Annotated in this window: 20 protein-coding genes and 3 pseudogenes; 6 read left to right on the forward strand and 17 right to left on the reverse strand. The window is 33.9% G+C overall.

All coding sequences use genetic code 11. The annotated features are described in order from the left end of the window. Positions 1 to 67 precede the first annotated feature (67 nt). Positions 68 to 3,004 carry an efflux RND transporter permease subunit gene (locus tag F6K18_RS04590; RefSeq protein WP_287519070.1) on the reverse strand — a complete coding sequence of 979 codons (2,937 nt, stop codon included), beginning with the start codon at positions 3,002 to 3,004 and terminating at the stop codon, positions 68 to 70. Positions 3,005 to 3,006: 2 nt separating this feature from the next. Here F6K18_RS04590 and F6K18_RS04595 point away from each other — a divergent pair, with 2 nt between their 5' ends. Continuing rightward, positions 3,007 to 3,132: a hypothetical protein gene (locus F6K18_RS04595; RefSeq protein ID WP_287519073.1), complete on the forward strand. Its 126-nt coding sequence runs from the start codon at positions 3,007 to 3,009 to the stop codon at positions 3,130 to 3,132. A gap of 425 nt (positions 3,133 to 3,557) precedes the next feature. Here the strand turns inward: F6K18_RS04595 and F6K18_RS04600 are convergent, their stop codons facing one another. The 5 genes from F6K18_RS04600 to F6K18_RS04620 form a co-directional block, all read right to left on the reverse strand. Beyond that, positions 3,558 to 3,917 carry a hypothetical protein gene (locus tag F6K18_RS04600; RefSeq protein WP_124147054.1) on the reverse strand — a complete coding sequence of 120 codons (360 nt, stop codon included), beginning with the start codon at positions 3,915 to 3,917 and terminating at the stop codon, positions 3,558 to 3,560. Between the two features lie 369 nt (positions 3,918 to 4,286). Next, positions 4,287 to 4,469: a hypothetical protein gene (locus F6K18_RS04605; protein ID WP_124147055.1), complete on the reverse strand. Its 183-nt coding sequence runs from the start codon at positions 4,467 to 4,469 to the stop codon at positions 4,287 to 4,289. Then, the gene (locus tag F6K18_RS04610; protein ID WP_161564687.1) at positions 4,457 to 4,633 is read right to left on the reverse strand and encodes a hypothetical protein; all 177 of its coding nucleotides are present in this window, start codon (positions 4,631 to 4,633) and stop codon (positions 4,457 to 4,459) included. Before F6K18_RS04610 ends, F6K18_RS04605 begins: the two co-directional genes overlap by 13 nt. Before the next feature lie 244 nt (positions 4,634 to 4,877). Continuing rightward, on the reverse strand, positions 4,878 to 5,147 hold the full coding sequence (locus F6K18_RS04615) for a hypothetical protein (protein ID WP_287276870.1): 270 nt from the start codon (positions 5,145 to 5,147) through the stop codon (positions 4,878 to 4,880). Positions 5,148 to 5,806: 659 nt separating this feature from the next. Continuing rightward, a complete protein-coding gene (locus F6K18_RS04620; protein WP_353735013.1) occupies positions 5,807 to 6,265 on the reverse strand; it encodes a DUF4384 domain-containing protein in 459 nt (152 codons plus the stop codon). Between the two features lie 226 nt (positions 6,266 to 6,491). On the opposite strand from F6K18_RS04620, the gene F6K18_RS04625 reads away from it, so the two are divergent. After that, the gene (locus F6K18_RS04625) at positions 6,492 to 6,728 is read left to right on the forward strand and encodes a hypothetical protein (protein WP_287519075.1); all 237 of its coding nucleotides are present in this window, start codon (positions 6,492 to 6,494) and stop codon (positions 6,726 to 6,728) included. Between the two features lie 229 nt (positions 6,729 to 6,957). Here the strand turns inward: F6K18_RS04625 and F6K18_RS04630 are convergent, their stop codons facing one another. Then, on the reverse strand, positions 6,958 to 8,853 hold the full coding sequence (locus F6K18_RS04630) for a serine/threonine-protein kinase (protein WP_287519077.1): 1,896 nt from the start codon (positions 8,851 to 8,853) through the stop codon (positions 6,958 to 6,960). A gap of 164 nt (positions 8,854 to 9,017) precedes the next feature. On the opposite strand from F6K18_RS04630, the gene F6K18_RS04635 reads away from it, so the two are divergent. From F6K18_RS04635 to F6K18_RS04645, 3 genes and pseudogenes are all read left to right on the forward strand, one after another. Beyond that, on the forward strand, positions 9,018 to 9,440 hold the full coding sequence (locus tag F6K18_RS04635) for a transposase (protein ID WP_287519079.1): 423 nt from the start codon (positions 9,018 to 9,020) through the stop codon (positions 9,438 to 9,440). After that, on the forward strand, positions 9,433 to 9,696 hold the full coding sequence (locus F6K18_RS04640; protein ID WP_287519080.1) for a transposase: 264 nt from the start codon (positions 9,433 to 9,435) through the stop codon (positions 9,694 to 9,696). The genes F6K18_RS04635 and F6K18_RS04640 overlap by 8 nt, the downstream gene beginning before the upstream one ends. A 92-nt stretch (positions 9,697 to 9,788) precedes the next feature. Next, positions 9,789 to 10,250 (forward strand): annotated as a pseudogene (locus F6K18_RS04645) (IS200/IS605 family accessory protein TnpB-related protein); the annotation flags it as partial. A 703-nt stretch (positions 10,251 to 10,953) separates the two neighbouring features. Here the strand turns inward: F6K18_RS04645 and F6K18_RS04650 are convergent. The 9 genes and pseudogenes from F6K18_RS04650 to F6K18_RS04690 form a co-directional block, all read right to left on the reverse strand. Then, positions 10,954 to 12,261: a serpin family protein gene (locus tag F6K18_RS04650; RefSeq protein ID WP_287519082.1), complete on the reverse strand. Its 1,308-nt coding sequence runs from the start codon at positions 12,259 to 12,261 to the stop codon at positions 10,954 to 10,956. A 212-nt stretch (positions 12,262 to 12,473) separates the two neighbouring features. Continuing rightward, positions 12,474 to 13,601: pseudogene (locus F6K18_RS04655) on the reverse strand (serpin family protein). A 427-nt stretch (positions 13,602 to 14,028) separates the two neighbouring features. Next, positions 14,029 to 14,630, reverse strand: a pseudogene (locus tag F6K18_RS04660) (serpin family protein). Then, a complete protein-coding gene (locus F6K18_RS04665) occupies positions 14,594 to 15,079 on the reverse strand; it encodes a serpin family protein (RefSeq protein ID WP_287519120.1) in 486 nt (161 codons plus the stop codon). The pseudogene F6K18_RS04660 and the gene F6K18_RS04665 overlap by 37 nt, the downstream one beginning before the upstream one ends. Beyond that, a complete protein-coding gene (locus tag F6K18_RS04670) occupies positions 15,080 to 15,283 on the reverse strand; it encodes a hypothetical protein (protein ID WP_287519084.1) in 204 nt (67 codons plus the stop codon). A gap of 314 nt (positions 15,284 to 15,597) precedes the next feature. Continuing rightward, entirely contained in the window at positions 15,598 to 16,587 is a 990-nt protein-coding gene (locus tag F6K18_RS04675) for a glycosyltransferase (RefSeq protein WP_287519086.1), read from the reverse strand. Further along, positions 16,556 to 17,734, reverse strand: a complete 1,179-nt coding sequence (gene rffA, locus F6K18_RS04680; protein WP_287519087.1) for a dTDP-4-amino-4,6-dideoxygalactose transaminase — start codon at positions 17,732 to 17,734, stop codon at positions 16,556 to 16,558. The genes F6K18_RS04675 and rffA overlap by 32 nt, the downstream gene beginning before the upstream one ends. An 18-nt stretch (positions 17,735 to 17,752) precedes the next feature. After that, complete coding sequence (locus F6K18_RS04685) at positions 17,753 to 18,541, reverse strand: hypothetical protein (RefSeq protein ID WP_287519089.1); 789 nt, start codon at positions 18,539 to 18,541, stop codon at positions 17,753 to 17,755. Positions 18,542 to 18,637: 96 nt separating this feature from the next. After that, on the reverse strand, positions 18,638 to 19,333 hold the full coding sequence (locus F6K18_RS04690) for an acetyltransferase (RefSeq protein WP_287519091.1): 696 nt from the start codon (positions 19,331 to 19,333) through the stop codon (positions 18,638 to 18,640). A gap of 17 nt (positions 19,334 to 19,350) precedes the next feature. Between F6K18_RS04690 and F6K18_RS04695 the strand changes: the two genes are divergently transcribed. Beyond that, the gene (locus F6K18_RS04695; protein ID WP_287519092.1) at positions 19,351 to 20,145 is read left to right on the forward strand and encodes a hypothetical protein; all 795 of its coding nucleotides are present in this window, start codon (positions 19,351 to 19,353) and stop codon (positions 20,143 to 20,145) included. A 458-nt stretch (positions 20,146 to 20,603) separates the two neighbouring features. Here F6K18_RS04695 and F6K18_RS04700 read toward each other — a convergent pair. Continuing rightward, a partial coding sequence (locus F6K18_RS04700) for a serpin family protein (protein ID WP_287519093.1) occupies positions 20,604 to 21,819 on the reverse strand: 1,216 nt, incomplete at its 5' end.

Here is a 21,819-nt window from a genome sequence, read left to right on the forward strand (position 1 = left end):
GTTTTTTTAATTAAAACTCAAGCGATCGCACAAAACTATTAGTGAAGATAGCCAAAATTACTATGCACTATATATAGTGTCTTTGCGTAAGTCCTGATAATTTCAATTTCCACCAATCTTCTAATAAAGTGTACAACACAGGAACTACAATTAAACTCAACAAAGTAGAAGTAATTAACCCTCCAATAATTGCCACAGCTAGAGGTTGTCGTAATTCTGCTCCTGCTCCTAATCCCAAGGCGATCGGCAACATTCCTAAAACTGTCGAACTTGTTGTCATTAAAATGGGTCGCAGTCGCACTAACCCAGTTTGCAAAATAGCTTGTCTACGGTCTAATCCTGACTGACGCAGTTGATTAATATAATCCATCAATAACAAAGCATTTTTATCCAGTAAACCGAGGAGAAAAATTAGACCAAGCAGGGAAATAACACCAAAATCACTCTGAGTAAATAATAATCCTAACATTGCCCCCACAATAGATAAAGGCAAACACAAACCTACTACCAAAGGTTCTAAAAATCTACCAAAAAGTAACACTAAGACTGTCAACATACATACAACAGAGAAACCTAAAGTCACAAAAAAACTACTAAAGACTTCCCCTATTCTCAAAGAATCTCCACCTAAGTCTAACTTGACACCAGGAGGTAAAATTGGTTGAGCTATTTCTACTGCTAAATCTATAGCATTTCCTAATCCTAAACCATTAGAGAGATTAGCCGTAATATAGATAACCTGCTTTTGACCGCGGTGAGTTATTTCCATGGGGTTATCGAAATTATTATACTGAGGCGCTATAGTTAAATCGACAAATCCTGGTAATTTGGCAATTTGAGTTTGAATTTTTTGAGCTGTATTGTAGATTATTTCTCGATTATCTCCTAATAACATTACCTCAAAAGGTTTTCCGGCACCAGTCTCAACAAATGGAATATCCTCCACACTAACACTAATATTTTTTAACTCAGATAAAGCTTTACGAGTTTGCTTTTGTATTTGGGCAGTAGTGAGCGATCGCTCTTTTTTGAGTTTTACATATATTTTACCACGATTTGGTTCGCCTTGGAAACCTGCAATACTAAAAACTGATTCTACTTCTGGGGAGAATAAAACAATTTCCTCGATCTGTTGCGCTACTCTACGAGATTTTCTTAATAAGATTCTAGTGGGAGATTGAGTTAGACCGCTAATCCAATTAAATGCTCCTTCAGGAAAAATTGAGTTATTGGCAGGTGCTTGATTTGCTTGGGGTGGAGGAACACTTTCAGTATTTTTAGCAAAATTAGGTAGAGGGTAAGTGTAGGTAATATTAAATTCTCCTCGGTCTAGTTGGGGTACTAAACCTTTAGGGATTAGAGGAATCATTGCCACACCAAGAATGAAACTGAGTAAAGCTATTGCTATAACAATTTTTCGATGGTCTAGGGACCAGTTAAGTAATTTTTGGTATTGATTGGATAAAGTGTTCTCCCACTTTTGTGTTTGATTGAATAAACCATCTTGTTTCAAATAACTTTTGACTTCATTATTATTTTCTTCTAACTCTTGACTTCTGACTTCATCATAATTTCCTTCTGACTTCTGACTTCTAATTGGTGTTTGATTTAATAAACCATCTTGTGTCAGATAACTTTTAACTTCATTATTATTTCCTTCTGCCTTCTGCCTTCTGCCTTCTGCCTTCTGCCTTCTGCCTTCTGACTTCTGACTTCTGACTTCATTTAACCACCACACTGCTAATACTGGGGATAAAGTGCGGGCGACTAATAAAGAAATTAATACTGCGGCGGAAACTGTTAAACCAAAGGGTTGAAAAAATTGACCAAGGGTATCCCCCATAAAAGCGACTGGGAGAAATACTGCGGCAATAGTGCAGGTAGAAGCAACAACAGTTAAACCTATTTCATCAGTACCATTGATGGCCGCTTGTTTGGGAGTTTCTCCTGCTTCGAGATGTCTGGCAATGTTTTCCACATCTACAATAGCATCATCAACAATAATTCCAATTATTATTGCTAAGGCAAGGAGGGTAATAGTTTCTAGGTTAAATCCAAATATTGCCATGACAATACAAGTACCTAATAGAGAAATAGGTATTGCTAAAGCTGTAATTATGGTGGCAGGGAAATTCCGTAAAAATGGAAAAATGACTGCTACTGCTAGAATAATTGCTAATAATAAAGCATCAATAGTAGCTTGGGTTGCTTCCTGAATATAGTCTGCTTGAGTTTCTGCTAAGGCGAGTTTTATTTCTGGCAAGTCAGACTGCATTTTTGCTACGGTTGCTTCTACTTTACTTACAGCTTCTAATGTATTGGCATCAGCACGTTTTACTACTTGGAAAGCTATGGCATTTTTATGATTGAAACTGACTAAAGTTGGGAAAGTGTTAGGGAGCAATGTGTCAGTATCTTTTTGTTTTAAGGAAGCGTCACCAAGTAGGTTGACTTTTAAAACTTCCGGTAATTTTGAAATAGTAGGAATAATTTGATTTTGAGCAATGGCAGTTAATTCTCTGAGAGTTTTACTGTCACTAATAATGGCGTAGCTAATTGCTGCTGACTCATTGAGGTCAAGACTGATTATGTCTAAATTAGTTTCTGGAGGGAGAGGTACTTGTTTGAGAGCAGTTTCCACATCTGCTGTTGCTGATTTTAAATTGTTTAGGGTAGTAAAAGCTATGTTGATAACTGCTTGACCTGGATATGTTGAGGAGCGTAATTCATACATCCCTTTTGTTTCGAGGATTTTAACAGCTTTTTCGATGGGAGTTGTAATTTGCGTTTCTGTTTCGATAGTATTGTCAAAATTTGCTGTTGCTTGTACTACCACTACTGGAAAACTGACTTCTGGAAATAAGCCATATTTGAGACTACTAAAGGCAAAAAAACCTGCTATTACTACACTTAACCAAAAACAAATAGTTAACCATGGTTTAGCGATCGCCCATCTGGAAATATTCCAGCGCTGTCGTAGATTTTTTGCTGTAGATTGTTTCATTTTTGAGCGTTGCTGAATTAGTGTACCATATTAATCTTAAATTACTTAGGAGTCAGGAGTCAGGAGTCAGGAGTCAGGAGGGAATAAAGAAAGAGAAAATTTTTGCTCGCCCTCTTATCCGGACATGATATCATATCTCAAATCAGCAACGCCAAAAATCCTATTAGCCAATCTTAATAATTTTCTGATAATTTTCACCAGAGATACAGCGCTTCCCGTTGCCCGTGAGGTACACCCCGAAGATGGCTAGATTGCCTCACTACAATATTTTCATCATTTACCCTGTACCTCATTTGCCCGAAATATGCTGTAAGTATTAATTTTTGAATTACCGAAAAATTTTGGTTTAAAGCTTCCCCTTTTAAGGGGATAATAAGCGGTCGAGGGATGGCGATCTTCGGAGCGGGTCTGCAAGAACGGGTCTCCTCGCCATATCCAATCGACCAAGAGAAGAAAAATTTTCCTTTGAATCAATCCTATCCGTTTTCAAGGAGAGGTAATTATTAATTATTAATTATTAATTATTAATTATTAATTGTTGAACATATATCACCTAATTTATTAACTCTTCAGCACAAATCTCTCCAACTTCTATTAATTCTTCTGGCGCTTCCTCCTTTGCTGCTTTGTTCATTAATTTCTGAAATTTTTCTAAGGTATATTTAGATTGAAACTGATTCAGGGTACAATCACATAGCGTTTCAGCTTGTTCTGTTGATAATCCTTTTGTCACAGCATTAATCTTACAACTTGCTTGATAAACCTCCGTAAAATCTTGAGGATATTCGTTTTGAGATAGTAATTTAGGAGTTTGACTTTTTGCTTCACTCACCAGTAAACTACAGTAAGCTATACTTACCAAGGTTAATAAAAAAACAGTAACTAAAGGTTGTTGTTTGCCGCTAATTTTCATCCTAAGAATTAGTCCTTTGTTAGACCGGAAAGAGAGGATATTTTATGATAATTACTTAAGCTAAATTGTGTAAAATTTTTGATAATTAGGAAACATTTTTTTGATATTTTATATATGTTAAGTAACCTCAATCTATTATTGATTATTGCTGTATAATTATCCATCAACTGACAACTTTTTAGAGTGAATTTCAATTATAAAATGGGGGAGGCGATCGGGTAATAGAAAAAATAAAATTTTTCTCAAATCTCTTAACCTCATGCCTAAATTATAGTCATTAGCAGTAAGATATTAGCTTTTAATTTTTTGGCTTAATATAGAGCAAAAATGTAGTCTAGTTAATGTACTTAATCAATATGCAAAACCCTATTATATTGTCAATTTATCTTTTTCTTTTGGGTTTAATACCCGGCTATCTAAACGGTGTTTACAATTGCTTGGGGTTTGTAGACACAAAGTAGCTTGTCGAACACTGTCGCTATCCACTTTTTCCTTTTTTATTCTTGCTTCTTCCTTTTTCCTTCTTGCTTCTTCAATACTTAATCTAACCAAATTTCCCACCAAGAGCCAGACTTAGATTCCGATGACTCTACCTCTTTAATCCTGTTAATTTTTTCCCCTTGATGAATCTTACCTGCTGCTTGTTCGGCTGCCTCTTCTTTACTTCCTGCTTCGACTATTATATCCCTACGATTAAGAGTGACACGATATTTCATATTTTTTTTACCTCATATAATCTACAATAAGAACTTTACCATAATTTTATAACATCATATAGATAAACCGGATTTATGTCACCAAAAACCCGGTTTTCCAATTTTTTTAAGTTTGTTCTCTGATTTTTTTCTATATCTGAGATAGGGGTAGATTTAAGCATAAATATTTCTGTTAAGTAGAACATTCTCGATCTATAAATATACCCCTACAGTTTTTTATGAGAATAATCATCTGGACATGATGTTAAACAGGTTTAGTTAAGTTAGAACAATAACTATCATTTACTACTACAGAATTAATATTTATAGGCTCGATATCTGATGATTCTGGTATCCACCGATTTGTAGGATGAAAGACTACCTTTTTACAAACAACCTGAGTATTACTTAAAGACGCATAATCCCAAGTAAAAATTTCTGGGTCTCTAATATTTGCATTAGCGGGCACTTTAACTAATGCACTTAGCAAGACTAACTCCAGGGTTATCAAAGCAACAATTGCGTATTTTAACATAGACCTCCTAAACTGATTTTGTGAATAATTAATTTTCAGATAATAGTTTGATTCTTATTCCAATTATCTCATAATTTTTCTGAGAGTGTCAAGAACTTGGGAGGAGTCAGGAGTCAGGGGTCAGGAGTCAGGAGAGAAGAATAAAGAGGAAGAACAGGAGAAAGTTTTTTATCACTAATTATCAGGACATGATATTACTGAATAATTAAGGTTTAAAGGTTATTATTTGAAGAATAAATAAGAACAAAAAATATTTTTGCTCATCCTATCCCTTTTAAGCAAAGGTAATTATTAATTGTTGAATTTTAAAAAGCCTTTTATGAGGGAATGCTGCGCAAACAGATACCTAATTCTATGCACAATTTTTTAGGTTGATAGCTGATAGTTGATAGCTAGTTAACTTTTAAATTCCCTGCCTACACATACCCACGCACCCCAAAAATAATGTTCTTGTAAAGGATAGTTTTGTGCTTCCCATTGTGGCAATAATTCAGGAAATTTATTTTGCAAATGAATCAAAACGATAATCGTTGGGGGTTCCTGGTAATTATCCCCACAACTGAAAGAAGGTTTCTGGTAAGTCTTAGAAAATTCGATAAAATATATGGTCGGTTTTCATTTTGTATCAAGTTGAGTGAGAAATCTGGTTTCTCGGAAATTTAGGCTTTAATTAAATACTTATATCCCATCAATTGATAATGATTTTTATTCACATGATTCAACAAACTTGCTAAATGTTCTGTTTGCAATTCTAAAGGCTCATCCTCAGGTTTAGGTAACCAATCTAACTGCGGTTTTTCTTGACTAAAAACAGCGATAATTTCTTCATATCCAATAGGTGGCTCAACTACAAAAGGATCGTCTTTATCTTGAGGTAAAATTAATAGTCCCCAAGACACAGGAAAAGCCGGACTTAAAAAAGAAGGTGCAAGACAAAAAATCTCTCCAGAAGCAAATTTTTCAGCTACAATTAAATAGCCATTATCGCTCAATTTAAGATGATAATTAATCTTACTGCCAATGGAAAATGATGGGCAATCAGCTTGTGGGTTATTCCATGTCTTAGTCTTTAAACCGAGATGAGCTAAATTACTTTCTGAAAAAGTGAATCGTGAAATTCTCGAAAAGAAAGCTCAATATTATCAAGAAACTTTCTTATATCATGTTCGGTTGAATACTTATAAATAAATGTTGTGAGTCCTCAGGAGGACCGAGTCAGTAGTCAGGAGGAAATATTGGAGAAAAAGAGGAAATATTGGAGAAAAGTAAAGACAATTTCAGTATTTATTTGATACCGTCGGTACTGTCAGTCCTTAAATTTTATTTATAACTGATTATCCGAACATGATATTACTTCCCTATGGAAATGGAATTATTTCTCGTACCTATAATGATGGGAATTTCAAAATAGATGATTCCCGTTTTTCTTGGGATACCTATAGTATTGTTTTTCAAGGATTTATGAATTCAAAAACTTTCGCTCAACTTCAGGCAAAATATCCCTACTATCAAGAAGTATTTCAGCTACTTTATCAAAATTATCAAGTTGTTCCCTGTTCCTCTTCTTTTCGATTTAAATAGCAGAAGGTAGACGGTAGAAGGTAGAAGGAAAAATCTTACGTTGTCTGAGTTTTAAGCTTTTTATCTGTCCGCGCCCTTTGCTTCAACTACTATACTTATGCAAGACTTCAATAATTAAGTAGTTAGTAGAATTCAATAACGTTAAGAGTGATTATTAGCAAGTAAGTGTATATTATTCTTATGTTTACTACTCCCCATCTCCCCCACTGCCCCACTCCCCCTTCTTAAACTAATACCTACGATTCATTCTATCTCTAGCAGCTACTCCTAAAGTATATTCCATAGGTTGAGATGAATTAGAAACAACTACAAATTGATAATAACCAGAAGTGAAAGTTTGACCCCTCCATCGATCTATATTTCGATCTTCTACTAACGCTCTAGACCTACGACGATCGTTTTCAGGAGGATAAATAGATAAGAAAACTTCTGGAGAATTAACTCGTAACCTGACGCGTAAAATTTGGTCTGCTTGTATCCATGCTAAATAAATTTTACCTTCTCCTGGTTGTAAATTACCATTCACAACTTCTCTAAATGAACCTGGTGTAAAACGAATTTCTTCTAAAGATTTTCTATTTTGTAAAGCTTTTATTGTATCGGTAGCGATCGCTTGCCAAATTTGACCCATTGGTAAACCAATTATGTTTTTTCCACGGGGTTGTTCTGAGAATAAATAAAAAAATCGAGCATCGGTCAAATCATTAAAAGCTGTACTACTAATGTTTAATCTACTAAGTTGAGACTTCCATCGATAAATGTCATCTTTACTATAATTTCCTAATCTACGACGAGCATCTAAACTTAGTGTTTCTAGTTTGTTAAGTAACTGGTTTGCTATTTCATACCACCGCCACTTCCATAATTTATCTTCTGAAGTTTCATCACTCAAAGTTTGCCCTTTTTTTTGAGGATATTTAGCGTAGAAAAAGTCATCTACTAAAGGAAAAAAGAAAGACTCTTCAATGCCAGATTTTTGGAGGCGATCGCTCAATTTTTTGGGTTTATCATTGACAATTTTATCTTTTTGATTAGAGTTGTATTCTAACCAAAAGTTACCAGCTATCCAACCTATTCCTCCCATGCTAAATATTGTTACTAATACTAATAAAATTGTTGACCAAATTGAAAATTTTTGAGGGTTATTAGTTGCAACTGGAATTTGGGAAACTGGCGTTGTTGTGACATTGGAGATTTGATCTGCACTAATAGGTTGAGTGGAGATGACATTTGATGCTGCTTGGGTCGGTGTTAGGTCAGTGCTAGAAGCAAAATTTTCAAGCTCTGCTATAACTTGACTAACTGTGGAATAGCGATCGCTTGGTTGAGGAGCTAACATTTTATCTAATACATTACCTAAACTTGGACTAATGCTAATTTTCTTGCGCCAGTTAAAGGTTAAGTTGTGAGGGTCTATTAAAAAAGAGGGTTCTTTTCCTGTCAGTAATACTAAGATTGTTGCTGCTAAAGCATATAAGTCGCTGTTGGCATTAATCATTCCTAGTCGCATTTGTTCGTCTGGTGCATATCCGACTTTACCCAACCTTGTTGCTTGGAGCGAAATACCATGAGCATATTCAGATACGACTTTTGTTGCTGTTTCTTTGACTCCACCAAAATCTATTAATACTGGCAGTTTATCGGAGCTTCGCAGAATGATATTATCTGGGGAAATGTCGCGGTGAATAACTCCCAAGTTATGAATATATTCTAAGACTGGTAATATTTGTAGTAAAAATTTTGTTACTTCTGTTTCGCTAAAAAAAGTGCCTTGACGTTTGCGGTTTTCTAGCAAAGCACGATAAGTTTTACCTTCTACATAATCTTGTACTAAAAATAGGTATCCTTCTCCATCTAATTTAAAGCGAAACATTTCTCGGAACCCGGGTATTTGTGGATGTCGCAATTTGTAAAGTACCCCTGCTTCTCTTTCAAATAATTCTTGGGATTTTTGTAAGGCATAACTACCGTGTACTTGGGGGGCAAATTCTTTGAGTACACAGGGTTCTTGGAAACGATGGTTATCTTCTGCGAGGTAGGTGCGTCCAAAACCACCATGTCCCAATTGTTTGACTATTTTATAGCGGTTAGTGAGTATTAGTCCGGGATATATAGGGTTATTCATAAACAGGGATAATGGTTAGTTTGGGTCTAAGTTAGGGGTAAATACAGAAAGCAAAAACTTATCTAAAGTTCATCAAACTTACTCATAATTATAGCTATAAAACTAAAATGAGTAATTTTGCTCAGTTGTCTATTCATTGAGTCGTTATCAGCTACAATTAGGATATGAAGCTAGTTGAACGTCATGTTATTACCAAATCACATTATTTGTGGTCAGAAATAGACCACAAGGCTTTTTTGTCAAAAAATCTGTTCAATTTAGCCAATTACCATGATCGCCAATATTTCTTTGAAAATAAAAAGAAACTAAGCTTTAATCAACTGTATCACCTAGTATCTAAGACGGATGATTATCAAGCTTTACCTACTAAGGTAAGCAAGCAAATAATCAGAAGATTAGACTCAGCTTGGAGTAGTTATTTTGCAGCCTTAAAAGTGTGGAAAAAACAGCCAAATAAATTTTTAGGGAAACCAAAAATCCCCAAATATAAACATAGAACAAAAGGCCGAAATATTCTGCCCTATCCAGATGAATCAATTTACAAAAAAAACCTTAAAAAAAGGAATTTGTCATCTGTCGATGAGTGAAATAAAAATACCCACTTTACAGACAGAAATAATAGAAGCCAGAATCATCCCCAAAAGTAGCTGTTATCTTATAGAAATAGTCTATGAAAAAGCGGAGGAAACAACAGAAAATCAACAAATAGCAGGAGTAGATTTAGGGGTAAATAACTTAATAGCTGTAACTACAAATCAAACAGGAATTGCACCTCTATTGATTAAAGGCAGACCATTAAAAGCAATTAATACCTTTTATAATAAACAGCGCTCTTGTTTATAATATCAATTAAATAGCCACAATAAAAGTAGTTCTCATCGGTAAAAAAATTAACTCACAAACGAAATTGTCGAGGAGGAAACTATCTCCATACAGCAAGTAAAAGAGTAATAGATTGGTGTGTAAACCATGAAATAGGCATCTTAATCATTGGGCAGAATCAAAATTGGAAACAAGAAATAAAGTTAGGGAAAAAGAACAATCAACAATTTGTGAATATCCCTCATTATAAGTTAATAGAGATGTTAACGTATAAAGCCCAACTAAGAGGAATAACAGTAATAATTACAGAAGAATCTTATACATCTCAATCAAGCTGCTTAGATGGGGATAATTTACCAAAATATGGAGATAAAAAACCGAAATTTAGTGGAAAAAGAGTAACAAGAGGGTTGTATAAAACCAGGGAAAATAAATTATTAAATGCAGATGTAAATGGGTCATTTAATATAATTAAAAAAGTAATTCCTGATGTCTTGGACCAAGGAATAAAGGGTTTGCCGTTTAACCCTGTAGTGGTTGATCCACTACGAATAACTAGACTTTCAGACCTTTGAGTAAGTTTAGTTGAGCGGTTATTTCATTATATTTAAGTTGAACTTTCCGTTACAAAAATCGAAATTATAGGTTTAGGGGTATAAAGGTTAGGGATAATTTAATTCTGTTAAAAATCAGAGGTTATATTTAATTTAATCTATTATCTCTACAGGGTAGCTGATGATGTGACTGTGATAGTGGTTTTAACTAATTACCTTAAGTTCGTAATTTTGATTTATTAATCATTGGGATTTATGAATTTATGAAAATAGTTGAAAAGTAAATTTATTATTGGCATAAACTAATTTCTCAATGATTGACTGTTTGACTTCCTAGACTGGTGAGGTGTGAAAATCAATTTATCTACTTTTCTCATTTTGTGAAGCTTCAAGATGTGAGTGGTGATATTTTCCTAATGTTGCGTATGTCGCAATAGTCATTTCATTTTAGGAAGCTCCGGAGTAACTACTTTGTTTCCTCAAGTGGTGAGGTATGAAAATCAATTGATCTGCTTTTCTCATTTTGTGAAGCTTCAAGATGTGAGTGGTGATATTTTCCTAATGTTGCGGATGTCGCAATAGTCATTTCATTTTAGGAAGCTCCGGAGTAACTACTTTGTTTCCTCAAGTGGTGAGGTGTGAAAATCAATTGATCTGCTTTTCCCATTTTTTTCTTCTATATCCCCTATTCCCTATTCACTATTCCCTGACTTCTGCAAGAAGTCTAATTTTCTGGATTTGTAATTTCTCCCATAAACAAAATAGTGCCAGAATTATTATCTCTAATGGCAAAAAAGAAAGGACGATTAACTAACATATCGACAGTTATTACTGCACTTTCCAATGTTATTCTTACACTGGTAGTTGCTGCTGCTTCTGTTCCAGTTTCATTCACTTCAACAAATGTTTTATGCTTAACTTCACTGATAAATAACTTCTCACGACTCATTCCAGAAAAATCTGCTCCTCCACCTTGAAAAGCTATTTGCATTCCTAAAGATTTCAACATATTATTGAGAGTCACTTCATATTCATTTTTAAACGTTGGCAAACCTAAATTAACTTCGTAACTTTCAAACTGTTTCATCCAATTTTCCCAGTTTTTTTGATTCAACACTTGATAAAATCCCTCTAAACTGACTTGTTCCCTGGGGAGAAATATATACATACTAACCAGACCTTTTTTATAGGGCAAACTCACTGCCTGAAAATATTGATTCTCGTAATATAAATGTCTTGACGATTGGAACATAATTGGATGTTGTTTTTGAGTCCCATTGGCTAAATAAAAAGGCATCTCTTTAGTAGAATATTCAGAAAATTGTTCTTCCCAATTGCCCTGAAAATAAATAGCATTTAATAACACCATGATATCATTAGGATTAAGTGCTTGAATAATTTTTTCAATTTTGCCTTCAGTTTTGTCTTTTACCCAATTATTGATAATTTTCGGACTTTCAGGATCGTTAAAGTCAATTTCTCTTACCTGACTCTGATAAAAATCTTGATTTACTTGCAAAAAATTTGGAGAAAAAGATATTCCCTTTTCAGTCCAGATTGAGTTAGCAATATTTAATTTAATCTCGGGATTTAAACTATTTAATAACATCCCTAAATCCTTATTTGCTTGATTAACTTCTGCTAAACTCATTCCCTGAAAGTTTAAAGTTTTAGCCATAGCTGCTTGAGTTTTTCCTGCTGCGCCATTGTAGGTCATTGATAGAGCGATCGCTATACTTATTGGTGATATAAAAACATTTTCATCTGATTGGGATTTCTGAATTTCTGAAAATAGTTTAAAACCCAATTTATTATTGGCATTAACTAATTTTATCATGGTATTTTCATCTGCCGTTTGGGCTAATTTCTGCTGGTTCTGATTTGTATATTTATCGGTATCAAGTTTCCGATTTCTGAAAATTATTGTACTGCCTGGTAAGTTATAGACTCCGAGAATTACAATTAAAATAATTGCTCCTAGAGACATTTTGGGAGAAATGCCGGAAAATTTATTGACAAGTTCTTTGAACATTCTTTTACCTCACTAGAGTCAATTGATAAAAATTACAATCAATATAATTTTCAAAATTACTAACTTTTCTGTTATAAATCATTTAAGACTACTATAACAATTCCCATACTGGTTAGGTATAAAATTCGCTTGTTTTAGGGACTAGGGAATAGGAAATAAAAAAGATAGGTCTACTTCATTAACCTGAGAAATATTATGTATAAAACTTACTCTTAATTTTCTGGATTTGTAATTTCTCCCATAAATAGAATAGTGCCAGAATTATTATCTCTAATTGCAAAAAAGAAGGGACGATTAACAGACATATCTACTAGACTTGTCATCATAGAAAGTGCTACTGGCATAACTATATCGGTAGCTGCTGTTGCTTCTGTTCCTGTTTCATTCACTTCCACAAATGTTTTATGTTTAATTTCATCAATATATAACTTTGGTGGAATAGAACGCATTCCTGAAAAATCTGCTGCCTTTCTGTCAAAAGCTATTTCCATTGCCAAAGTTTTTAATATGTCATTGAGGGTAAGTTCATATTCATTTTTAAATTTGGGTAAACTTAATGTTACTGTTTGAGATTCAAACTTTAGCATCCAATTTTCCCAATTTTCTTCATTTAAAGTTTGATAGAATTTTTCTAATCCTATTTCTTCTTTGGGGAGAAATACATACATACTGACGCTACCTTCTCCGTAAGGCAAACTAATGGCTTGAAAAGTTTGATTTTCATAATATGAATATTGAGATGATTTCAACATTGTTGGGTGTTGTTTTTCTATTCCATTAGATAGATAAAAAGGCTGGTCTACGGTACAAATATCATCAAATTCTTCTTGCCAGTTTCCTTGAAAATAAATAGCATTTAACAATACCATGACTGAATCAAGATCTAGGGTTTCAATTATTCGATCTATTTTGCCTTTGGTATTATCTTTTATCCAATTATTGATAATTTCTGGAGTTTTCAGATTTTCAAAGTCAATTTACCTGACTTGACTCTGATAAATTTCTTGGTTTATTTTTAGAAAGTTTTGCTCAAAATGTATTCCGATTTTAGTCCAGATTGAGTTAGAAATATTTAACTTAATGTCGGCATTTAAACTCTCTAACAAATTTCCTAATTGTTGATTTGCTTGATTTATTTCTTCTAAACTCATTCCCTGAAAGTTTAAAGTTTTTGCCATAGCTGTTTGAGTTTCTCCCCGAGCGCCGTTATAGGTCATTGATAGGGCGATCGCTATGCTAATGGGCGAGATAAAAATATTTTCATTGGCCTGATATTTTTGAATTTCTGAAAATAGTTGAAAGGCAAATTTGTTATTAGCAGAAACTAATTTCTCAATCATGTCTATATATCTGAATTTTGGCTAATACAATCATACCAAATTCAAATAATTATCTACTATTTTGCTGCTCTGAGTTTAATAAAAGTATGAAAGCTAATATGGCAATCCCATTTCAGTTGTAATATTTTGGTAGTAGGGGGGTTTCATGTTGCGGAGCAAAACGGCCGTTTGCTAGGGCAAAGCTCCGCTAACGTAAGCATTCAGTTATTAGCATTTCCTACGGAATGCTCCGCAAACAGTAATCAGATGCATGAATATATTCAAGCAATAACTGAGGTTAGGTTATTGCCAATTTCATTAATGAATTTTAATTCTCCTTGGTGGATAATTCCTCTCTAGTATGATAATGAGTTAATCACTAATAGCTGACTGCTGAATGCTTACCCGCTAACGCCATAATTAATTATTAATTGCTAATTGCATAATCTTAGTTTTTTGGATTTGTAATTGCCCCCATAAACAGAATAGTGCCAGAATCATTCTCTGTAATTGCAAAAAAGAAGGGGCGATTAATTACCATAAGTATTGGACTAAAAAGTCCACTCACATTTTGCATTATTACACTGGTAGCTGCTGCTGCTTCTGTTCCTATTTCATTCACTTCAACAAATGTTTTATGTTTAACTTTATCAATATTTAACTGCTTAGGACTCATTTGATAAAAATCTGCTTCCCTGTCAAAAGCTATTTCCATTCCTAAAGACTTCAACACATCGTTGAGGGTAACTTCATTTTAAACTTTGGTAAACCTAAATCAATTTTATCAGGTTTCAACTGTTTCATCCAACTTTTCCAGTTTTCTTCATTCAAAACTTGATAAAATCTCTCTAAACCGACTTGTTTTTTAGGGAGAAATATATACATACTAGCTAAACCTCCTTTATAGGGTAACCTCACTGCTTGAAAATATTCATTCCAGTAATATAAATATCTTCCAATTTGGAAAATAATTGGATATCGTTTTTCAGTTCCATTGGCTAAAGAAAACGTAATTATTGAGTAGATTTTTCTGGAAATTCTTTTTGCCAATCAGCTTTGAAATAAATAGCATTTAACAACAACATGACATAGTTGGGACTGAGTTTTTGAATAATTTCATCAATTTTGCCTTCAGTTTTGTCTTTTACCCAATTATTGATAATTTTCACACTCTCCGGATCGTTAAAGTTAATTTTTCTTACCTGACTCTGATAAAAATCTTGATTTACTTGCAGAAAACTTCGATAAAAAGATATTCCCTTTTTAGCCCAGATTGAGTTAGCAATATTTAATTTAATCTCTGGATTTAAAATATTTAATAAAGTCCCTAAATCCTGATTTGCTTGATTTATTTCCTCTAAGCTCATTCCCTGAAAGTTTAAAGTTTTAGCCATAGCTTCTTGAGTTTTTCCACCAGCGCCATTGTATGTCATTGATAGAGAGACCGCTATACTTATTGACGAGATAAAAATATTTTCATTTGACTGAGATTTATGAATTTATGAAAATAGTTTAAAGCCAAATTGATTATTAGCAGAAACTAATTTATTCATGGTATTTTTATCTACTATTTTGGCTAATTTTTGCTGCTTCTTGTCTGTATATTTATCGGTATTAATTTTCTGATTTCTCAAAATTATTGTACTGCCAGGTAAATTATATACTCCCAGAATTACAATTAAAATAATTACTTCTAGAGACATTTTGGCAAAAATACTATAAAATTTATTGACAAGTTATAAGTATCCAGGAGTACCTAAATTTATATGAAGAGCGAAAGAAACTATCTATACCAATTCACTTTAAACATTTCACAAATAGTGTCAAACTTTATTATGGAAATAATTTCCTGAAATTACGCTCTGCGTCAAAGTTCAGAGTCTATAAAATCTTAATGCATGAATGCATGACTGCCGTGAAACGGTATAGTTACCCATGACTCAATAGAAAGGAAGCAATACCAAATCATTTTGCTTCTAGCAAAAGGAAAAACAACACTCATAAGTTTCTTCACAAATTACTCTTGAGTAATATTGCCACTTTTACGCCAGATTGATTTTTGCTGTAAACATAATGTTTTCATTTCTAAAATTGACAATTGATGAGACATTATGATCGAATATTCCTGTTCAAATTTTTTTTGATAATAAGTTATTAAAAATTTGGGGTTCATTAATAAAATCAAATTGCCTAGGAATGTTTGAATTAATATTTTCGATTTAAAAACCTTACTGAATAAATACTTAAGATAGTTTTTGCAGTTGTAGATATACAAATCATTAGAGAAGTTACTGACAAAATTTTGAACAGAAAAATCTTGCTTTAATTTTCCTAAAGGCTGGGGGATAGCTTGATAATATAGTTTTGACAATACATTATCTTCATGAATAAGCTGTATCCAAAGAGGAGAAGTAACAACTTGTCGAACCGGAAGACCTTCTTTAGAAAGTGGATCTATATCAACATGACGCATTATTTTACAAGTTAAAATATTATCATCAATTTGTTCAATTAAAGAAAGAAATTGATTGGCAAGATATTTTTGAAAAAATAGTCCATCTTTAGTTAGTTGATAACCATAAAAAAAGTTAATATATTCAAAAGATTGGTGATTGAATTGTTGTTGTACTTGTTCAATGAAATCGTTAGCTATCGCATCATCTCCATCCAACCATGTTGTAATAATATGAGTATCTTCAGGTTTTAAATATTGATGAATAATTTTCACCAAGAAAGGTTTAAAATCCATATTTTCTTGAGTAAAAATCGGAATAAAATTCGACCATTTTTGTAAGCTTTTAATCTTTTCCTTAATCTCATCTGGTGTTTCATAATCGAAAAAAGCTAACCACTTAAAATTTTGATTAGTTTGATTATAGACACTGGGAAAGCAGAATTCTTGAAAGAGCTTAAATCGTCGGCGTAAATACCCACAATCTAATAATTCACTTCTAGCTTTTAATCCCACATCAACATTAAAGGGAGTGATAATAAAGTGCTGGAACATTTTTATAACCTCTAAAAAAAGATAAAACTATTTCAATGATTCTTTCAATTTCAGTCTCTTCTAAAGTAGCATAAAGCGGTAATCGTAACAAACGGCTCGATAGATCGTCGGTTACACTCAATGTTCCTAAACTCCGCCCAAACTTTTGTCCTGCGGGGGATGAATGTAAGGGAATATAATGGAATACTGCATTGATATGCCACTCTTTTAGAATTTTAATTAATTGGTTACGGTAGTTAATATCTGGCAGAATTAAATAATAAATATGTGCGTTATGTTGGCAATTTTCTGGGACAATAGGACGGCGCACTAAATCTTTTTTTTCTAAATCGGCAAAAGCTTGATGATATTTATGCCATCTTTTTAATCGTTCATTAGTAATAGCTGTTGCTTTTTCTAATTGAGCATAAAGAAAGGCTGCTATTAATTCACTAGGAAGATAAGAAGAGCCAATATCTACCCATGTATATTTATCAACTTGTCCTTGAAAAAATTGCTGACGATTTGTACCTTTTTCCCAAATAATTTCAGCCCGTTCTATCAAATTCGGATCGTTAATTAATAAGACTCCCCCTTCTCCTGAAATCACATTTTTTGTATTATGAAAACTGAAGGTTGCTAAATGTCCTATACTTCCCAGTGGTTGCTCTTGATAGGTTGATAAAATCCCTTGAGCAGCATCTTCGATCGCCCATAAACCATAATTTTGAGCAATTCTCATAATTGATTTCATCTCGCAACCTACCCCGGCATAATGAACTGGCACTATTGCACGGGTTTTAGGGGTAATCGCTGCTTCTACTTTTTTTTCATCAATGTTCAGGGTTTCAGGATGAATATCAACGAAAACAGGAATAGCTCCTCGTAATACGAAAGCATTAGCAGTAGAGACAAAAGTATAGGAGGGCATAATTACCTCATCTCCAGGCTGAATATCAGCTAAAATTGCCGACATTTCTAGGGCAGCTGTACACGAATGGGTTAGTAGAGCTTTATGACATCCAATAGTTTTTTCTAACCAAGTTTGACATTTTTTTGTAAAATACCCGTTACCTTCTAGATGATGGCTAGCGATCGCCTGTTGCAGGTAGGCAAGTTCTTGATTAGTAATACAAGGTTTGCTAAAGGGGATATTAGGAAAAGACATGGGAAAAAATTATTTTTTTTAAAGATTTCTATACAAACTAACAAACGCAGCTAAACGACCAGAAAGGGTTTCTAGATTAAGGTTTTTATGAGGATCGATATCCGCTACCCCATGAAGGGTTTGACTATCATAAATTACTAAATCTCCCGGTTGACAATGTTCTTCAAATACCCATCGTTTTTCCCCTTGCATAATAAACCCACCCCCTTTTTCAAAATCAACCCCTTTTTGAGTCATAATTAACATGACTTGAAAGTAATTCAAATTTGCTTTGTGGGAGACATTTTTGAGGGTTGTGTCTCGATGCCCTTGCATAAATCCTCCCCCTGATGGATATTGATGAATTCTAGCTGCTGTCCAAAGATTATCTTCAATTGTACTACTGGCAAAATTTATCGGTTTATCTAATAATCGATTTCTCACTGCGATCATACGACTAAAAATATCGTGCATTTGATAAATATCTTCTGCCCACAGAGGATTATAAAAAGTTCTCACAAATCTGGCATAAGAGCCTTCATGGTGCTGACTATGAACGCTACCAATGGCTAATTTCTGAAAGTTATTTTTCACTTCGTCTGGGGTTTCACCAGTTGTTGGACGATCGTTATTTTTGTTAAAGGATGACTGTAAAATTCCCTTGGCATTCACAACAGATTTTTCAGTAATTAAACCTCTCAAACAAACAAATTTATACTCCTTTAACAGATTAAAAATTTGTTCGGGAGACCAATCTTCTAAACTTGATAACTTTAAAAAGTTAGGAATATTTGCCAGCTTTGTCTGAGCTAACCTAGTATTTTGCATTTCCTTGGGTATATTGTTTTTATTTGTATAGTTCTATGATTGCGATACACCCTATAGTTATTAATATATCAATATTAGTTCCCTCTGTCAAGTTAATCAATGATTAATCTGCTTTTTAGGTATTGCTGGAACACCTGCAACTAAAGTATGAGAGGGAACATCTCGAATAACAACTGCACCGGCTGCTATCATCGAATATTCTCCTATTTTTAAGTCTTCTATTACCACCGACCCAATACCGAGAACAGCTCCTTTTCTGATCCGAACATGGCCGGCTACCTTGACACCAGGCTGCACGATAACATAATCTTGAAGATGAGTATCATGACCAATAATAACTCCTTTGTTAATGGCCACATGATTACCTAAAAATACTCCAGAGGCGATAATAGACCCCATGTTAATAATTACTCCGGATGAAATTTTGGCAGTCGGAGAAATCAAGGCTGAGGGATGGATTAAGGGGTCAAAATGAATCTGGAATTTTGCTAGAAGTTCTTGTCGGAGGGAGTCCATTCTGAAGCCCGTAAATCCCATCAAATAGACTTCATCTGGTTCTGGAGAAAAATCTTCTAAAGGTAGCACTTCAATGGGGTATGATTGGTTGATATTATCAGGATTGTGTTCGGAGTCTTGTAAAGATGCTAAACGCTCTTTCAAAGTAGGACGATTTGGGTAAGAAGGTTCAGGCATATTCTGAATAATTTTTGTCAATACCCCCCCATTTGCGTGAATAATTTCTACCAAATCACCAAATAAATTATTGTGACCAAACATTACATATTTTTTCATTTTTTTTCTAGAAACTTATGGAACTTAACAAATTGAATTCACCTTTTGAACTCCTACTCTGTTCTACCGATCTATCATTAATACAAGAATCAGTTGCAGCAGGGGTGGATGCAGTGATGGTGGAATGGGAAAATGTCGAAGGCGATCGCTCTCCCATATTAACATCAGAGATGGTCAAAACATTAGAACAGGTCAGATCTGTTACAGATGCTTGGGTAATTTGCCGTCTTAACCCCTATTATGAAAGAACGTTGGCAGAATTAGAACTAGCTATTGCAAATAAGGTAGATGAAATTTGGTTACCCAAAGTTCAGTCGGTAGAAGAAGTGGTCAAAGTTCTAAATTGGTCAGAAGGAAGAGTGAAAGTAGGCATTGTGGTGGAAACAGTTGAAGCAATGAATTTAAGCCCCAAGTTAGCTGAATTACCTTTACATCGAGTTCATATCGGACTAAATGATTTAGCAGAAAGCTTAGATAATCCCCATCCTTTCTGCACTCTCATCGATGGCACTGTTGAAAAGATTCTGCAAAATTTTACGATTTCTTCTGGTTTTGGGGGGCTAACTTTACCCGAAAAAGGACATCCCATCCCTTGTCATCTACTTATGGGAGAGCTCATTCGTCTAGGTTGTCGTTTTAGTCTATTACGCCGTTCTTTTATTGCAGATATCCAAAACAGGAATTTATCAGAAGTAATCCTCCGTATTAAAAATTTTCTCTCTCAAGTCTCAGAACGTTCCTCTCAAGCGTGCGAAATAGATCGTCTAGAATTTGTAGAACTGGTTCAAGGGTTAATCAGGGGTGACAAGTAGTTCAAAACTATTTTTGGATAAAGGTTTAAAGGATTAAAGCTCTGTCTAAAATCCAGCTCACCGGGTGACAAGCACCTCAAAATCCTTATTTAACAATAGTTTTAATGATTAAAGCCAACGTTAAAATCAAGATTTTCAGGACTTACGCAGAACCACTATATATAGTAGGAATTAACGGCGATAAACCCCTACAGGCGGTGTATAATTTTATATTTTGCGTAAGTCCTGATTTTTCGTAACTGTCTAGCTAGTGCTGCTACGCGGAAGTCAAAAGTCATGCATCGAGTGCGTAATTCTGAGGATACCTCAGAATGTAAGACCACTCAATACAGTCAAAAGTATTGATTTGCAAGGCTTTTAGGATTTTGTAACTGGTTTGTTATTTCTGCCATCCTGCACTAGTAGTAATAGATGCTAAATATGCTTGCCTTTGTTTTCTATTCCCTTTTCCCTTTTGATCACGTCTCTGGATTTGTAATTTCTCCCATAAATAGAATAGTGCCAGAATCATTCTCTGTAATTGTCAAAAAGAAGGGACGATCGACTAACATATCAACAGGTATTTCTGCACTTCTTACTCCCATAGTTATACTGGTCGCTGCTCCTGCTTCTGTTCCTGCTTCATTAACTTCCACAAATGTTTTATGTTTAATTTCATCTATATATAACTCTGGTGGAATAGGACGCATCCCAGAAAAATCAGCATTATTTTTGTTAAAAGCTATCTCCATTCCTAAAGATTTCAACGCATCATTGAGGGTAATTTCATATTCGGTTTTAAATTTTGGCAAGCCTAGATTTACTTTACAATAGTCAAATTGCAGCATCCAATTTTCCCAGTTTTCCTCATTTAAAATTTGATAAAATCTGTCTAATCCTACTTTTTCTTTGGGAAGGAATATATACATACTTACTCCTCCTTCTCCATAGGGTAAACTTACTGCCTGAAATTCTTCATCTTCGTAATATAAATATCTAGATGATTGAAACATTATTGGATGTTGTTTTTTTGTGCCATTCGGTAGATAAAAAGGTTGTTCTTTTGTGGAATATTCTGCAAATTCTTGCTCCCAATTGCCTTGAAAATAAATAGCATTTAACAAAACCATCACTGTATTAGGTTCGAGTTTTTCGATGATTTTATCAATTTTGCCCTTAGTAATATCGTTGACCCAATTGTTGATAATTTCAGGACTTCTAGGATGCTCGAAGTCTATTTGACTTACCTTGCTCTGATAAAAATTTTGATTTCTTTGCATAAATGTTGGCTCAAAAGACATCCCTTTTTTGGTCCATATTGAGTTGGCAATATCTAATTTAATGTCTGGATTTAAACTATTTAATAAAATGCCTAATTCTTTGTTTGCTTGATTAACTTCTTCTAAACTCATTCCCTGAAAATTTAATGCTTTAGTCATAGCATCTCTGGTTTTTCCTTCGGCACCGTTGTAGGTCATTGATAGAGCGATCGCTATACTGCTCGGAGAGATAAAAATATTTTTATTTGATTGTGATTTTTGAATTTCTGAAAATAGTTGAAAGGCAAATGATAATCTGCTTTTACCAGCACAAATACATACTTGTTTAATGGTATTAAAATTTAGATGAAGAAGGAACTGAAAAAAGCGAATAATTCGCTTCAGTATATGTTTGACTATCCTTTTTAATATCGTC

Source organism: Okeania sp. SIO2C2 (genome assembly GCF_010692625.1).
In the GTDB taxonomy this organism is placed as follows: domain Bacteria; phylum Cyanobacteriota; class Cyanobacteriia; order Cyanobacteriales; family Microcoleaceae; genus Okeania; species Okeania hirsuta.

Coding starts and splice junctions, on each gene's coding strand:
- F6K18_RS04590 (WP_287519070.1), bottom strand. CDS start 3,004: ATGAAACAATCTACAGCAAAAAATCTACGACAGCGCTGGAATATTTCC.
- F6K18_RS04600 (WP_124147054.1), bottom strand. CDS start 3,917: ATGAAAATTAGCGGCAAACAACAACCTTTAGTTACTGTTTTTTTATTA.
- F6K18_RS04610 (WP_161564687.1), bottom strand. CDS start 4,633: ATGAAATATCGTGTCACTCTTAATCGTAGGGATATAATAGTCGAAGCA.
- F6K18_RS04615 (WP_287276870.1), bottom strand. CDS start 5,147: ATGTTAAAATACGCAATTGTTGCTTTGATAACCCTGGAGTTAGTCTTG.
- F6K18_RS04625 (WP_287519075.1), top strand. CDS start 6,492: ATGATATTACTTCCCTATGGAAATGGAATTATTTCTCGTACCTATAAT.
- F6K18_RS04630 (WP_287519077.1), bottom strand. CDS start 8,853: ATGAATAACCCTATATATCCCGGACTAATACTCACTAACCGCTATAAA.
- F6K18_RS04635 (WP_287519079.1), top strand. CDS start 9,018: ATGAAGCTAGTTGAACGTCATGTTATTACCAAATCACATTATTTGTGG.
- F6K18_RS04640 (WP_287519080.1), top strand. CDS start 9,433: ATGAGTGAAATAAAAATACCCACTTTACAGACAGAAATAATAGAAGCC.
- F6K18_RS04650 (WP_287519082.1), bottom strand. CDS start 12,261: ATGTTCAAAGAACTTGTCAATAAATTTTCCGGCATTTCTCCCAAAATG.
- F6K18_RS04670 (WP_287519084.1), bottom strand. CDS start 15,283: ATGTCTCTAGAAGTAATTATTTTAATTGTAATTCTGGGAGTATATAAT.
- F6K18_RS04675 (WP_287519086.1), bottom strand. CDS start 16,587: ATGTTCCAGCACTTTATTATCACTCCCTTTAATGTTGATGTGGGATTA.
- rffA (WP_287519087.1), bottom strand. CDS start 17,734: ATGTCTTTTCCTAATATCCCCTTTAGCAAACCTTGTATTACTAATCAA.
- F6K18_RS04685 (WP_287519089.1), bottom strand. CDS start 18,541: ATGCAAAATACTAGGTTAGCTCAGACAAAGCTGGCAAATATTCCTAAC.
- F6K18_RS04690 (WP_287519091.1), bottom strand. CDS start 19,333: ATGAAAAAATATGTAATGTTTGGTCACAATAATTTATTTGGTGATTTG.
- F6K18_RS04695 (WP_287519092.1), top strand. CDS start 19,351: ATGGAACTTAACAAATTGAATTCACCTTTTGAACTCCTACTCTGTTCT.